Here is a 14,199-nt window from a genome sequence, read left to right on the forward strand (position 1 = left end):
ACCGATGGCCGCCGCGCAGGAAGGGGTGCGGGCGGAAGGGGCGCGGGCGGCCACCTGGACCGCCATGGTGAGCCGCGCCTACGACCATGCCCGCCCCGCCGTCCGGTTCGGCGACCTCGCCTGGACCGGACGCGAACTCCTCGACCGCGCGGCCGGCGCGGCCGACTGGCTGGACACCCTCGGCCCGGACCCCGGCGAGCCGGTGCCCGCACTGGTCGCCACCTCCGCCGACGCCCTCGCGCTGGTGATCGGCGGCGCCGGGTCCGGCCACCCGCTCGCACCCCTCGGCGTCCGCATGACGGCGTACGAGATCGCCGCTGTGGTCAAGGAGACGCGGGCCCAAGTCCTGCTGGCACAGCCCGAGTTCGCCGACCTCGGCAGGCAGGTCGCCGAACTGTCCGGCCGACGGATCGCCGTCGTGCCCGAACTACCCGTCAGCCCACGGGCGTTGACCGCCGAACCCGACGACCTCGCCGCCGTCCTGCACACCTCCGGGACGACTGGCCTGCCCAAACCGGTCCCCATGAGCCAGCGGCGCCTGGCCGCCCGCGCCCGCGTGAACGGGCAGTTGTGCGGGCTCGACCCCGACAGCTTCTACGGCGGCAGCGCGCCCTTCCACCACATCGCCGGCCTGGGCAATATCGCCGTCGCCCTCGCCGCCGGCGCCCTGATCACCGGCCTGCCCCGCTTCACCGTCGAGGGCTGGGCCCTGCTGCGGGACCTCGGCACCACGCACACCAGCATGGTCCCGGCCATGCTGGAGACCCTGCTGGCGGCCGGGCAGGCCCGCCACGAGACGCTGCGGACCCTCCAGTACGGTGGCGCGCCCGTCCGCCCCGGCACCCTGCGCCGGACGTACGAGGCGATGCCCGGCGTCCGCATGCTCAACATGTTCGGCCAGACCGAGGGCTCGCCGATCAGCGTGCTCACTCCCGAGGATCACCGGGAGGCGGTCGCGGGCCGTGCCGAGCTGCTGCGGTCGGTGGGGCGGCCGGCCCCCGGTGTCGAGGTCAGGGTCCACGGCGCAGGCCCGGACGGCGTCGGCGAGATCCACGCCCGCGCCGGCCACTTCTTCCGGATCGACGCCGAAGGCTGGCTGCACAGCGGCGACTTGGGCCGGGTGGCGGCGGACGGCTACCTCTACCTGCTCGGCCGGCGCTCCGACATGATCATCCGTGGCGGCGAGAACGTCCACCCGCTGGAGGTGGAGACGGTCCTGTCCGCTCATCCCAGCGTGGTGGACGTCGCCGTCACCGGCGTCCCCGACGAGCGGCTCGGCCAGACCGTCGTCGCCTTCGTCATACCGGCCGATCCCGACGCCCCGCCGCACCCTGCGGTGCTCAGAAGCCACACCCGCGCCCGGCTGTCCGGGTTCAAGGTCCCCGTCCGCTGGTGGTTCGTGGACGCCCTGCCGCGCAACGCGAACGGCAAGGTCGTACGCCGCCGCCTGCGGGAGCCAGCCGTTCGCGAAGGAGAACCACGTGACGCTTGACCGTACGACCGTCGCGCCGGAGACCGTCGGTGTCGACCCGCACCGGCTGGACGTCCTCCTGCGCCGGATCCGCCTGGCGGTCGAGCACGGACCGCTGCCCTCCGCGCAGGTCGCCGTGGCGAGGGGCGGGCGGCTGGTGGCCTTCGAGACCTGGGGTGACGCCGAACCGGACACGCGATACGTCCTTCAGTCCGTCGGGCGGTCGATCGTCGCGGGCGCGGTGTGGAAGCTGATCGGCGAGGGTCTCCTGGACGTGGACGAGCAAGTCGCCGCGATCATCCCGGAGTTCGCGCCGAACGGGAAGGAGGAGGTGACGGTCGAGCAGGTGCTCACCCACACCGCCGGCTTCCCCTTCGCACCGCTCGGGTACCCGAAGATGCTGGACCGCGAACAGCGGCTCGCCGCCTTCGGCCGCTGGCGGCTCGACTACCCGCCGGGCAGCCGCTTCCAGTTCCACCTCACCTCGGCCGCCTGGCTGATCGCCGAGATCGTCGAACGGCGTACGGGCCTGGCCTTCGCCGACTACCTGCACGAGCGGATCGCCGGGCCGCTCGGCCTGTCCTCGGTGGAGCTCGGCGTGCCGGTCGACCGGCAGCCCGGCACTGTCGCCCCGATGCTCGCCACCGACCGCACGAGCGACGACCAGGAGCCCGACCCCTGGGGGCCGTGGTACCTGGCGGATGCGCGGGTTCTGGCCGCCGGGGAGCCCAGCCACGCCCTGGTCGCCACGGCCGCCGACGTGGCCCTGTACTTCCAGGCGCTGGAACACTCGGGGTTGTGGAAGCCGGAGGCCGTGGCGGAGGGCACCCGGATCCGGCTGACGGACCACCCGTACGGGGAGCAGATCTACGGGGGCGGCTCCCACCGCCGCACCAGCATGGGTCTGTTCGTCACCGTGGCCGGCCCGGACGCGGGCAGCAACCTGCCGTCCACCGGTTCGCCGGGCCTCTTCGGCAGCGCCGGAGCCGCCTACCAACTCGGCTTCCTGGACCCGGAGACCGGCCTGTCCTTCGCCTGCCTGAGCAACGGCTACCCCCTTGCGGGCTACGACCACTCCCGGCGCGGCACGGCACTGCTCACCAACATCGCGAACCTGGCGGCGGATCTCACGGAGTAGTACTGCAACGGTGCTTGTTCTGATTGCTGGGCAGCATTCAGGGGCTGTGTCCGCGTCGTTCGTAGTGGCTGACGCGGGCTTGGTGCCGGCGTCGTCGTCGCCAGTGGGACCAGGGCCCGGGACGAGGCCGCCGTGACGCCGTCACAGGCCCGCCCCGTCCCCCGTCCTCCACGGCCCCGGGCGGACACTCGCCGAGCGCATGCTGCCGGTCGTCGCCGCGCGCGCCGACCCGGACGTCGGCGCCCGGCGGAGGGACCCGGGCGGGACCGCGCGGGCTTCGGGGCGGGGGGAGCGGAAGCGGTGTGTCGCGCGCATGACGTTTTTCCGGACAGTCAGGACCGGTGGGATATCTCTTCGGCGGCATCGCGCCGGTTGCCGTACTTCTCGGCGAGTCCGCGGTAGCGCCAGATGGCGGCCGCGATGAGCCAGGAGACCGTGAAGATGGCGACCACGATGTAGCCCAGCAGTTCGAAGTGGTCGGCGAGGGAGGCGTAGGTACTGAGGAGTCCCCTGGCCCCGGTGGCGTCGGTGACGAGCCCCGCGACGTAGACGCTGGCGATGAACGCGGCCACGGCCACGGTCATGCCGGTGGTGGCGATGTTGTAGTAGAGCCTGCGGGCGGGGCTGCGGTAAGCCCACGTGTACAGGCGGGTCATCAGCATGCTGTCCGCGGTGTCGAAGGCGCTCATTCCCGCGGCGAAGAGCAGCGGGAGGGAAAGCACCGCGAGGGTGGGCAGGCCGGACCCGTGGGAGGCGGCGCTGGCGGACAAGGAGAGCAGGGTGATCTCGCTGGCGGTCTCCAGGCCGAGGCCGAAGAGGATGCCGACCGGGTACATGTGCCATGACGAACGGATCAGCCCGCGGGCGCGGTGGCCGAGGATCCGGTTCATCAGGCCTCGGTTGAGCAGCTGCTGTTCGAGTTCGCCCTGGTCGAGCCGGCCCTGCGTCATACGCCGCCACAGGGCAACGATGCCGGTCAGCACCATGAGGTTGAGCACGGCGACGAGCAGCAGGAACAGCATGGCGACGATCTGCGAGACCAGGCCGCCGACATGACGGAAGGTGCCGATGCCGGAGCCGGCGGCGCCCGCGGCGAGCGCGACGACGAGGGCGAGGGCGAGGACCACGGTGGAGTGGCCCATGGCGAAGAAGAAGCCCACGCCGACGGGTCTGCGTCCGCGTTGCATCATCAGTCTGGTGGTGTCGTCGATGGCGGCGATGTGGTCGGCGTCGAAGGCGTGCCGCATCCCGAGGGTGTAGGCGAGGGTTCCGGCGCCGGCGAAGGCCCCGGCGCCGGCCGGGCCGCGGGCGTAGAAGAGGTACAGGCTCCATCCGATGACGTGCAGGGCGGCGATGACGCCGACGATGCCCGTGATGCGCATCCGTTCGGCGCGGGTCCATCGGCCGGCGATGATGGTCGTTGTGGTCACACACACATCCTTGGCAGGGGCACCGCGCGGTGCCGTGGCTGAGCGGCGAGAGGGGACGGGCCGCACCCGCTGGTCGTGAGCCATTAGCGGGTGCGGCCCTGGCGGACCGTACGGGACGGACGTCCTGGTGGTGCGGGCGCGGGAACGGGTTACGCCCCGAGCAGGGCACGCATCTCGTCCTCGGCGACCAGATCGTGATCGACCAGTACGCGTTCGAGCGCCGCGAGCCAGTGCTCGTAGTACTGCCAGCTGCCCTGCTCGGTCGCGGAGGCGGCCTCCCATGCGCCGATGGCGTCGATGAGCCGCTGCTGGAATGCGTCCCAGGGGTAGTGGCCGAACTCCGACAGGGCGACGGCGACGCCGAACGCCCGGCGCTGCCAGTCGGCGTCGAAGGTGGGCGCGTTCATGTCGGTGACGCAGGTGTCATGCAGGGGCGAGGTGGGTGCGGTGGCGGCGGTGGCCTCCATGGGATGTCCCTTCTCTGGTGTCCGGGTGAGGCTCAGGCGGCGGGTGAAGGAATCTCGGCGATGCCGATCATCGATTCGGTGGTGACCAGGGCGGCGAGTTCCTCCTCGGTCATGCCGTCGGTTCCGGTGGGCCGCTGCGGAATGACGAACCAGCGGGAGTGGCCGCTGCTGTCCCACACCCGGAGTTCGACGGAGGGATCCAGGTCCAGGCCGGTCTCCTTGAGCACCACACGGGGTTCCCGGGCGGCGCGGGCGCGGAAGGTGGGGTCCTTGTACCAGTACGGCGGGAGGCCGAGCACGGGCCAGGGGAAACAGGAGCACAGGGTGCAGATGACCAGGTTGTGCACGCCGGGGGTGTTGGCCACTGCTTGCAGGTGTTCGCCTTCGGCACCGTCCATGCCGACGGGAAGGTCGAGTTCCGCGACGGCGGCCGGCGTGTCCTTGACGAGTCGTTCCGCGAACTCCGCGTCGGTCCAGGCACGGGCGACGATCTTGGCTCCGTTGAGCGGCGTCATGTCGGCCTCGAAGTAGCCGAGTACCTTGTCGACGGTGGCGTCGGTGATCACCCCCTTCTCGATGAGCAGGGCTTCCAACGCCCTTACACGGGCGGCGCTGTGGGCTTCGCGGTCCTCGGGGTAGCCGAACTGCACGGTCACTGCTGTTCCTCCATCGCGTGGGTGAGGTAGGCCTGGAAGAGCTCGCCGTAGAGCACGGCACCGGGTTCGGCGAGTTCTCCCCATATGTCGGCCGGTTCGAAGCGGACGGCGTAGACGGGCATCGGCTCGCCGATGCCGTCGGGCCCGGTGGAGCAGAAGTAGCCGTAGTCGCCCTCGAAGACGCGCTCCACGGTGCCGGTGCGGCCGCGCAGATTGCCCGGCAGCCGGGTGTGTTCGGTGGGCGGCACGTCCTTGACGGTCACCCGGTCACCGACGGCGAAAGCCGGGGACTCGGCCGGCCCCTGGCGGGGGGAGTCGCCCTCACGCAGGTAGCGCATGACCTGGTCGTCGATGCGTTCGTCCCCGCCCTCGGGCAGGTCGAGTTCCGGAGCCTGGAGATATTCCGCGGCCTTCGCCTCCAGCTCCTCCGCGGTGATGTAGCCCTGGGAGACGAAGAACCCGCCGATGCCGCCGAGCCACTTCTCGTAGTAGCGGTACTGGAAGTAGGCGAAGGGGTGCATGGCCTCGGCGCCCTTGCGCAGGTCCGCCCAGGTCCAGACCGAGGAGAAGGCGGTGGGCACGTCCTCGATCGGGTACTGGGGCACAGCGTCGCCCAGGTGGGCGCTGAGGCCCATCATCGCGACGTGGATGCCGAAGATGCGCTGCTCCCAGTCCTCGACGAAGACACGGGGTTCGTAGGTGACGGGGCCGAGGTTTTCCAGACCCCCCAGGTGGTGCTGCAGCTTCATGACTGTCCTTCCGGGGTCGGCTCAGCGGCCGGACGTGCGGTCATCGCGGCTCCCCAGTACTCCGAGGCGATGCCGAACGCCGCGCCCAGGACCATGGCCAGCGCCGCGACGAGCGCCGGGTTGCTGAGGGATGTGGTGGTGATGTCGTGGCCGGTGGCGGCCACGGTGCCGACCGTGGAGGCGAATCCCCACACGATGGCCGGGAGTTTCGAGAGCAGGGAGATCTTCGACGCCTGCACCATGGCCGCGCTGCCGACACCCACGGTGACGGCTGCGATGGTGGTGCCACCGCCCAGCGCGTGGATGACCAGCAGTGTCAGCGAGGCGATGACAATGCCGGTCAGGTTCGAGGCGATCGATCTCACCATGCCGTCGGTGCCGGCTCCGAGGATGAAGAAGGAGGCCCAGGCGATGAAGATGACCCAGACCGGAATGGTCAGGACGGTAGCGGTCATCAGCGTGGCGACGCCTCCGAGTACGCCGATACTGATCGACAAAGCATCTAGCTGGCGCATGGCTAAAACACTCCTCTGACGCCGAGTTCTGGCAGCCCGGCGGAATTTGTGCCCGAACATGGGCAGGCGGCAATTGGCCCCCAGAGGGGCGGAAGAGAATGGGAAGCCATGGCGCGAAAGTGTCGCGCGAGGCTCGACTGTTGGCGCCGAATGCGGTGTTTCTGTCCTGCGATTCGACGTGGATATCCGTGCTTCTTCAGCTCCTGCAGCCACCACATACGCCCTGGCAGTGGGTCTATTGACCGCAAGTGCCTTCGGTGCCGATCGTGTCGGCTATAGCGCGGTGAGACACCCATAGGTTCCGGCTGCCGTGTTTCATGTAAATTAACGATGGCTGAATAAATGATGTCCGAAATTGACGTTGGCGGGTTTGTGTGTCAATGCAGAAAAAGCCGCCCAGGCCTGATGAGGCCACGGGAGGCTGCAAGGTCAATATGGGCACTGGACCAGACAGGTCCTCGTGCGGTTAGTATTTCTTACCCGGTATTCCCGGGGACTCGGACCCCGGATACCCGGCCGGGTGATTTGCTCGGCTCCCACGTTCCCGCCTGGCGGGGCCAGGAGCCAAGGGCTGCAACGGACACGCGAGCCACGCTTTCGGACATGAGGGCAAGCCTCACGGTCCCCTGGAGGAGGTCGGAGTATGAACCCGAGCATCGCGGGCGCGGATCGCGGCACCGAACGGACGATGGTGTTCGTCCTGTACGACAAGGTCACACTGCAGGACGTGGCGGCACCGCTGGAGATCTTCGCCCGGGCCAACGACTTCGGGGCCCGCTACCGGGTGCTGCTGGTCTCGCCCACGGGGCAACCGGTCGGGACGACCGCGTTCACCCGGCTCAGCGCGGACATTCCAGTGACCGACGCGCCCGACTCCATCGACACCCTCCTGGTGCCGGGAGGTGTACCCGCCGACTTCACCTTCACCTCGGGCACGCACGACATACCGGAGGAGCTGACCCCGGACACCGTCCCCGAGGCACTGGCGATGGTCCAGGAGCTGGCGCCCCGGGCATCGCGGATCGCCTCCGTCTGCACCGGGGCGTTCGTGCTGGCAGCCCTCGGGATGCTGGACGGACGCCGAGCGACGACCCACTGGGCGCACTGCGCGCGGCTCGCCCGGGAATACCCGCGCGTCGAGGTGGATCCGGACGCCCTCTTCGTCCAGGACGGCCCCTTCGTCACCGGTGCCGGCATCAGCGCGGGCACCGACATGGCCCTGGCCATCGTCGAGAACGACTACGGCACGGACGTCGCCCGCAGGGTCGCCCGATGGATGGTCGTCTTCCTGCAACGTCCGGGCGGCCAGGCCCAGTTCAGTGTCTGGTCCGAGGCGGGTGCCCCCACCACGCGAGGCCTGCGCCAGGTCCTGGACTCAGTGGTCCTCGAACCGGCCGCGGACCACTCGACTGCCGCCATGGCCGCCCGCGCCGCGGTGAGCGAACGCCACCTGGCGCGGATGTTCCGCGACGAGGTGCGCATGACGCCGGCCCGCTACGTGGAACAGACCCGGCTGGAAGCGGCCAAGCTTCTCCTGGTGACCGGCGATGCGAGCCAGGAGTCCGTCGCACGGCGGGCCGGCTTCGGCTCCCCGGAGACGATGAGACGGATCTTCCGCCGCAATCTCGGAGTCTCGCCGGGCGGCTACCGCAGCCGGTTCCGTACCACCGGCATCGACCGCCAGGAGCCGGAGTCCGACCAGGATGACTGATCCGGTGATGTCCTCACCCCGCGCGCTCCAGCATCGGCGTCGACCTTCCCAGGACGGAGCCGAGACGGACGGCTCGGGGCGCTCCGGTGGTTCTTGAGCCGGACGGGGGCCATCAGCCCTCACGCTGCGGCCGTCGACGCCGGCACCAAGCCCGCATCAGCCACTACGAACGACGCGGACACATCCCCCGAAAGCTGCCCAGAATCAGAACAAGCGCCGTTGCAGTACCAGAACGACCCGGACAGTCCTGAGCCCGGTACCGAATGCGGTACCGGGCTCTGAGCTTTCCTCCCGCGACGCTCAGCGGCTGATCAGCTGCTGGCCGTTGTTGTACATGATGTCGTCCTGGGCGGACTCGCCGAGCTCCGCGATGAGCTTGCGGAAGTCGGCCGGGTTGGCCAGGCCCTCCGCGTGCGGGAAGTCGGAGCCCATGACGATGGACTCGTGGTAGCCGAGGCGCTTGACGACGTTCACGATGTCGTCCTCGGGATAGGGCACCACACGGACGTGCTTGCGGAAGACCTGGCTGGGACGCTCGTCCAACTGGCCGCCGATCCAGGGTCCGTTGCGGCCCATGCCCCGGCTCTTGTCCATATGGCGCACGAAGTGCGGCACCCACTCGGAGCCGAACTCGGACACCAGGACGTTGATGTCGGGGAAACGGCCGAAGAGGTTGTCGAAGATCAGCGCTGACAGGGTTTCCTCGACGGGGCGCTGGCCGTAGGTGTTCTGCCACTGCCAGGCCGACATCCGGAAGTGGATGGGGTGGGGGTCGTAACCCCAGGCGGGCGCCACCTGCGAGTTGTAGTAGAACTCGCTGATGTGGTAACAGACGCTGGCCTTGGCCTCGTTGACCAGCTTCCAGAACGGGTCGAAGTACGGGTCACCCGGCGAGCGGCCGTAGACCGGACCGGTGGGCATGAGGATGAAGCGGGCGCCCTGCTCCAGGACGTACTCCAACTCCTTGACCGCACTGGGCAGATCCCGCAGCGAGAGCAGCGCGGGGGCGTAGATGCGGCCCTGGTGGTCGAAGCCCCAGACCTCGTTCATGTACCGGTTGAAGGAGTGGTAGTTGGCGTAGAGCGGCTCCACGCCCTTCACGTACTCCTCGGCGACCAGTGCCCAGCCGCCCGGATACATGATCGTCTGGTCCAGACCCTGCTCGTCCATGACCCGTAGCCGTGCCTCGCGGTTCTGGTACGACTCGTGCATCGGCTCGAACTGGTACGTCTCCTCAGGGTTGCCCGAGGCCATCGCCTTGAGCATCTCCTTCAGCGAGCCGGGACGGTAGACCTGCCCGAACTCCGGCTCCAGACATACGACGATCCGGTCCCCGGCGAGGATCACCTCCCGCCCGTCCGGCAGGGTCACCGGTGCGACCGCCGCACCGAGGAACTCCTTCGGAAGGTAGCGGGTGAAGGAGTCTCGCTCCTCGTACATGTGCTGGTCGCAGTCGAAGATGCGCTTGCGCTGTTCGGCCATGGCCGTCGCCTCCGGACCCCAGGATCTATTCAGTACGCCTTCTATAATTATCTAACTGTTTATCGAGCGCAAGGGGGAGCAAGGGGAGAGTGGGAGTGGGGCCGGTCAGTCGAGGAGCTCGAGCACCGTCTTGGGTCCCGCGGCGTTCACGACGTCGTCAGCGCTGGCGATGTGCCGCTGCCACAGCTTCTCGGCCTCGTCCGCCTTGCCGGACTCGATCAGGCCGACCATCCGCACATGCGCCCGGTGTCCCTTGAGGGCCTGCGCCTTCTGGGCCTCGGCGTCGGCCGCGCCCGCGGTGTAGGAGGCGTTGGCCCGGTCGATGATGTTGCGCAGCATGCCGCACAACAGGATCAGGGTCTGGTTGCCGGTGAGTTCGACCAGCAGGGCGTGGAACGCGTCCTGCGCGTCGACCAGGGAGAGCGGGTCGTCCAGAACGGCCTTCTCGGCCGCCACCGCGTCGCGCAGCCGCTGGATGTCGCCGGCCGTGTGCTTGGTGGCGAGCTGGCGGGCGCAGGGCGGCTCGATGAGGGCCGCGGCGCGGTAGATGTCGCCCAGGGTGGCGCCGCGGTACTCGAGGATCAGGCCCGCGAAGCGGGCGGCGACATCGGCGTCGGGTGCGCTGACCCGGGCGCCGCCGTGGGCGCCGCGGCGCACCGTGATCAAGGACTCCGACTCCAGCACGCGGAACGCCTCGCGCAGCGTGGGCCGCGAGATGCCGAACTGCTCCATCAGTCCCGACTCCGGCGGCAACGCGTCGCCGGGCTTCAGCTCGCCCCGTACGATCTGGCGGCGCAGATGTGTGGCGACCAGCTCGGCGGTCTTGGGCACCCGCACCTGGCGTCCGATGCTGCGGGCGGGGACCGGCACGGTCGCCGTTTCTGCTGTGCGGGCTGCCTCGGCCACAGTGGGCTCCTCGTATAGCTAAATGAATCGTCTTAGTGCATCGAGGGTACCAGGTCAAGGCATGCGTGACCTTCTCTTCGGGCGGCCTGGTCTGGTGCCCTGGCGGGTGTTGGTATATAGATGATTCATCTATCTATAAGGGTGGGAGTGATCTCGATGACCGAGAACCCGACTCCGGTGATCCTCACCGAGCTCACCGACGACGGGGTCATGCTGCTCACCCTGAACCGGCCCGAGCGGCACAACGCCTGGACGCTGGAGATGGAGCTGCTCTACAACGAGCTGTTCGACCGGGCGGAGCGGGATCCACGGGTACGGGCCGTGGTGCTCACCGGCGCGGGACGCAGTTTCTGCCCGGGCATGGACATCGGCGTGCTGGACGCGGCGTCGTCGGGCGCCCGCCCGTGGCCGACGGACCAGCTGCCCCCGCGCACCCGCCCCATGTCCTTCCCCAAGCCCGTGGTGGCGGCCGTCAACGGCGCCTGCGCGGGCATCGGGTTCAACCAGGCGCTGATGTGCGACGTCCGGTTCGCCGTACCGCACGCCAAGTTCGCCGCCGCCTTCAGCGCGCGCGGGCTGGTGGCCGAGGACGGCGTGTCCTGGATCCTGCCCCGGCTGGTCGGCTACGGCAACGCCGGCGATCTGCTGCTGTCCTCGCGCCGGATCACCGGGACCCAGGCCCTGGCGATGGGTCTGGTCAACCGCCTGGCCGAGCCGGAGGACCTGCTCCCGGCGGCGCTCGCGTACGCGACCGAACTGGCCCGCTCGGCCAGCCCGTACGCGATGTCCCTCATCAAGCGGCAGCTCGCCGACGACCAGGCGAGGACCTTCACCGAGAGCCGGGACCACGCTGCCGCCCTCCTGGCCTCGGCGAAACGCGCCCCGGACTACCGCGAGGGCGTGCGCAGCTTCATCGAACGCAGGCCGCCGGAGTTCGCGGGACTGGGGGAGACTCCGGCCCCGGCCCCGGCGCTCCCGCAGGAGACCTCGTCATGACGCGCTCCGAACTCCCGCTGCACCGCCGTACGATCACCGTCACCGCGTACGCGGAGGACGGCGACGAGATCTCGGTCGAGGCGGAGCTGAGCGACGTGCGCCCCTGGGTGGAGCCGCCCGCCGGCGTCGTCCACCGGATGGTGCTCGCGGTCCGCGTACGTCTCGCCGACATGGTCATCGTGCACGCCGACGCGGACATGCGGACCTTCCCGCATGCCGAGTGCCCGTTGATCACTCCGGTGTTCGACGGCTTGGCCGGGCTCAGCGTCGCCGCCGGCTACAACCGGGCGATCCAGGAGCGCTTCCGCGGGGTGTCCGGCTGCTCGCACCTGCATGAGCTGGCCCGCGCCCTGGGCCCCGCGGTCGTACAGGCGGCCATCTCGGCGAACGCGGGCCTCCGCTACGCCGGTGAACAGTCCCACGACCCGCGCTCCACGGCGGGCGTGCTGAACAGCTGCCACATCTGGGCGCCGGACGGCGTGGGCCTTCGCAAGCTCGACGCGGGCTGGGTCCCGGGCACCGGGCCGCGTCCGGTGCCGGAGCTCAGGACATTCAAAACCGCTGGTGAAGCCTAGATCCGTGGCTCACGCGGCAGCCCCAGCACCTTCTCCGCCAGGATGTTTCGCTGCACCTGTGACGTGCCCGCGTAGATCGTGCCCGAGAGGGCGATGAGGTACGTCGTCGACCAGGACGCCGACGAGTTCGCCGCGCCGGGGTCGTCGGTGCGGTAGGTGCGCAGGGGCGGACGGCCGACCGGTACCTGGCCGTGCAGGCCCATGATGTCCATCGCCAGGTCGGTGACCTCGGTGTGGTACTCGCTCCAGTACAGCTTGGCGATCGACGTCTCGGGGCCCGGATCGGCGCCCTTGAGCCAGCCGGTGAGGATGCGGTAGCCGAGGTAGCGCATGATCTCGACCTTGGACCAGCACCAGGCGATCCGCTGCCGGATGACGGGGTCCTGGTCCTTGCCGTACAGCCGCGCCAGCTCGACGAGACGTTCGACCTCCGCCTTGAAGAGGATGGGGTTCGTCGCGGCCTCCTCCCCGCGCTCCACGCCCAGCAGGCTCTGGGCGACCGTCCAGCCGTTGTCGACGCCGCCCACGACGAGATCGGCACGGGTGCGGGCGCCGTTGAAGAACACCTCGTTGAAGTGCAGCTGTCCGCTCATCATGCGGAAGGGCCGTACCTCGACGCCGGGCTGGTCGAGCGGGACGAGGAGGAAGGAGATGCCGCGGTGCTTGGACGCGTCCCGGTTCGTGCGGGCCAGGACGAAGATCCAGTCGCTGTGGTGGGCGCCGGAGGTCCACACCTTCTGGCCGTCGATCACCCACTCCTCGCCGTCCGGTACGGCCCGGGTTTTCAAAGATGCCAGGTCGGAGCCCGCCTCCGGCTCCGAGTACCCCTGGCACCAGGTGTCCTCGCCGCTGAGGATGCGGGGGAGGAAGTGCGCCTTCTGCTCCTGCGTACCCCAGCGCAACAGCGTGTTCGCCAGCATCTTGACCCCGAAGGTGTCCTGCGGCAGCCCGAACGGCACGCCGGCCAGGGCGAGTTCCTCCATCAGCACCACCTGGTGGAGCTTGGACAGGCCCAGGCCGCCGTACTGCTCGGGCCAGGTGAGGGAGAGGTACCGGCGCTCGGCGAGTCGCCGGCGCCAGTCGCGGGCGAAGGCCCAGGCCCTCTCCTCGTCGAGGGCCCCGATGCCCTTCCAGTCGGCCGGCAGTGTCGCGGCGAGGAACGCCCTGACCTCGGTGCGGAACGTCTCGGTCTGTGGGGGATAGCTGATGTCCACCTGGCTGCTCTCCTCGTCCGGCCCGCTCGCACAGCCGATCGCTGTATTGATTGTTTCAGCATAATAGGTTATCTATTTGAGAGGAATAGCGTCGAGTCAGGAGCAGGCGGGCGGGCTGACATGGGACTGCTGGACGGCCACAACGCGGTGATCACCGGCGGCGCACAGGGCATCGGCTACGAGATCGCCGGCGTCCTCGGCGCCGAGGGCGCGTCCGTCGTCCTCGGCGACATCAACGAGGACGCGGCGGCCAAAGCCGCCGAAGCCCTGGCCGAGAAGGGCGTGGCCGCCACCTCGCTGCGGTGCGACGTCACAGACGAGGACGAGGTCGCCGCCCTCGTCGCCCACTGCGCCGACACCTTCGGACCGGTCGGCGTGATGGTCAACAACGCCGGGATCACCCGGGACGCGACCCTGCGCAAGATGGCCCTCGCCGACTTCCGCGCCGTCGTCGACGTGCACCTGACCGGCGCCTGGAACGGCACCCGGTACGCCGCCGAGGCGATGCGCGCGCACGGGCAGGGCGGCAGCATCGTCAACATCTCCTCCATCGCCGGCAAGGTCGGCAACTTCGGCCAGACGAACTACAGCGCCGCCAAGGCCGGACTCGTCGGCCTCACCAAGGCCTCCGCCAAGGAGCTTGCGAAAGCCGGCATCCGCGTCAACGCCGTACAGCCCGGCCTGATCCGCACCGCCATGACCGAGGCGATGCCCCCGGCCGCCTGGGACGCGAAGCTCGCCGAGATCCCCCTGGGCCGCGCGGGCGAACCCGCCGAGGTCGCCCAGGTCGTTCTCTTCCTCGCCTCCGACCTGGCGAGCTACGTCACCGGAGCCGTGGTCGAGGTGACCGGCGGCCGGTACATGTGACCCCTCATGAAAGGCAGTGCTG

General features: G+C 69.5%; 14 protein-coding genes. 6 read left to right on the plus strand and 8 right to left on the minus strand.

Annotated features, from left to right (window positions below; all coding sequences use genetic code 11):
* Window positions 1-4 precede the first annotated feature (4 nt).
* Together AB0I77_RS14375 and AB0I77_RS14380 are read left to right on the plus strand one after the other, a co-directional pair.
* Entirely contained in the window at window positions 5-1,492 is a 1,488-nt protein-coding gene (locus AB0I77_RS14375; RefSeq protein WP_363282842.1) for a class I adenylate-forming enzyme family protein, read from the plus strand.
* Complete coding sequence (locus AB0I77_RS14380; RefSeq protein WP_363282843.1) at window positions 1,482-2,609, plus strand: serine hydrolase domain-containing protein; 1,128 nt, start codon at window positions 1,482-1,484, stop codon at window positions 2,607-2,609. Before AB0I77_RS14375 ends, AB0I77_RS14380 begins: the two co-directional genes overlap by 11 nt.
* Window positions 2,610-2,941: 332 nt before the next feature.
* On the opposite strand, the gene AB0I77_RS14385 is transcribed toward AB0I77_RS14380, so the two are convergent.
* The 5 genes from AB0I77_RS14385 to AB0I77_RS14405 all read right to left on the minus strand — a co-directional run bounded on the left by AB0I77_RS14385 (window position 2,942) and on the right by AB0I77_RS14405 (window position 6,426).
* Window positions 2,942-4,039: a HoxN/HupN/NixA family nickel/cobalt transporter gene (locus AB0I77_RS14385; RefSeq protein ID WP_363282844.1), complete on the minus strand. Its 1,098-nt coding sequence runs from the start codon at window positions 4,037-4,039 to the stop codon at window positions 2,942-2,944.
* A gap of 149 nt (window positions 4,040-4,188) precedes the next feature.
* Entirely contained in the window at window positions 4,189-4,506 is a 318-nt protein-coding gene (locus AB0I77_RS14390; RefSeq protein ID WP_363282845.1) for a nitrile hydratase accessory protein, read from the minus strand.
* A gap of 32 nt (window positions 4,507-4,538) precedes the next feature.
* Entirely contained in the window at window positions 4,539-5,162 is a 624-nt protein-coding gene (gene nthA, locus AB0I77_RS14395; protein ID WP_363282846.1) for a nitrile hydratase subunit alpha, read from the minus strand.
* Entirely contained in the window at window positions 5,159-5,911 is a 753-nt protein-coding gene (gene nthB, locus AB0I77_RS14400) for a nitrile hydratase subunit beta (protein ID WP_363282847.1), read from the minus strand. The genes nthA and nthB overlap by 4 nt, the downstream gene beginning before the upstream one ends.
* Window positions 5,908-6,426, minus strand: coding sequence for a DUF1097 domain-containing protein (locus AB0I77_RS14405; RefSeq protein WP_363282848.1), 519 nt, complete (start codon window positions 6,424-6,426; stop codon window positions 5,908-5,910). The genes nthB and AB0I77_RS14405 overlap by 4 nt, the downstream gene beginning before the upstream one ends.
* Window positions 6,427-7,069: 643 nt before the next feature.
* Between AB0I77_RS14405 and AB0I77_RS14410 the strand changes: the two genes are divergently transcribed.
* A complete protein-coding gene (locus AB0I77_RS14410; protein WP_363282849.1) occupies window positions 7,070-8,137 on the plus strand; it encodes a helix-turn-helix domain-containing protein in 1,068 nt (355 codons plus the stop codon).
* 300 nt (window positions 8,138-8,437) lie between these two features.
* Here AB0I77_RS14410 and AB0I77_RS14415 read toward each other — a convergent pair whose 3' ends face one another.
* Together AB0I77_RS14415 and AB0I77_RS14420 are read right to left on the minus strand one after the other, a co-directional pair.
* Window positions 8,438-9,619, minus strand: a complete 1,182-nt coding sequence (locus AB0I77_RS14415; protein WP_363282850.1) for an amidohydrolase family protein — start codon at window positions 9,617-9,619, stop codon at window positions 8,438-8,440.
* Window positions 9,620-9,724: 105 nt separating this feature from the next.
* Entirely contained in the window at window positions 9,725-10,525 is an 801-nt protein-coding gene (locus tag AB0I77_RS14420; RefSeq protein WP_363282851.1) for an FCD domain-containing protein, read from the minus strand.
* Window positions 10,526-10,681: 156 nt separating this feature from the next.
* Between AB0I77_RS14420 and AB0I77_RS14425 the strand changes: the two genes are divergently transcribed.
* Window positions 10,682-11,521 (plus strand): enoyl-CoA hydratase-related protein, encoded by an 840-nt coding sequence (locus AB0I77_RS14425; protein WP_363282852.1) that lies wholly within the window; start codon window positions 10,682-10,684, stop codon window positions 11,519-11,521.
* Window positions 11,518-12,096 carry a DUF2889 domain-containing protein gene (locus tag AB0I77_RS14430; RefSeq protein WP_363282853.1) on the plus strand — a complete coding sequence of 193 codons (579 nt, stop codon included), beginning with the start codon at window positions 11,518-11,520 and terminating at the stop codon, window positions 12,094-12,096. The genes AB0I77_RS14425 and AB0I77_RS14430 overlap by 4 nt, the downstream gene beginning before the upstream one ends.
* On the opposite strand, the gene AB0I77_RS14435 is transcribed toward AB0I77_RS14430, so the two are convergent.
* Complete coding sequence (locus tag AB0I77_RS14435) at window positions 12,093-13,310, minus strand: acyl-CoA dehydrogenase family protein (RefSeq protein WP_363282855.1); 1,218 nt, start codon at window positions 13,308-13,310, stop codon at window positions 12,093-12,095. The two genes, AB0I77_RS14430 and AB0I77_RS14435, sit on opposite strands and share 4 nt — an antisense overlap.
* A gap of 120 nt (window positions 13,311-13,430) precedes the next feature.
* On the opposite strand from AB0I77_RS14435, the gene fabG reads away from it, so the two are divergent.
* Window positions 13,431-14,177 carry a 3-oxoacyl-ACP reductase FabG gene (gene fabG, locus AB0I77_RS14440; RefSeq protein WP_363282856.1) on the plus strand — a complete coding sequence of 249 codons (747 nt, stop codon included), beginning with the start codon at window positions 13,431-13,433 and terminating at the stop codon, window positions 14,175-14,177.
* The last annotated feature ends 22 nt before the right edge of the window (window positions 14,178-14,199 follow it).

It is taken from the genome of Streptomyces sp. NPDC050619 (assembly GCF_040654815.1).
Classification (GTDB): domain Bacteria; phylum Actinomycetota; class Actinomycetes; order Streptomycetales; family Streptomycetaceae; genus Streptomyces.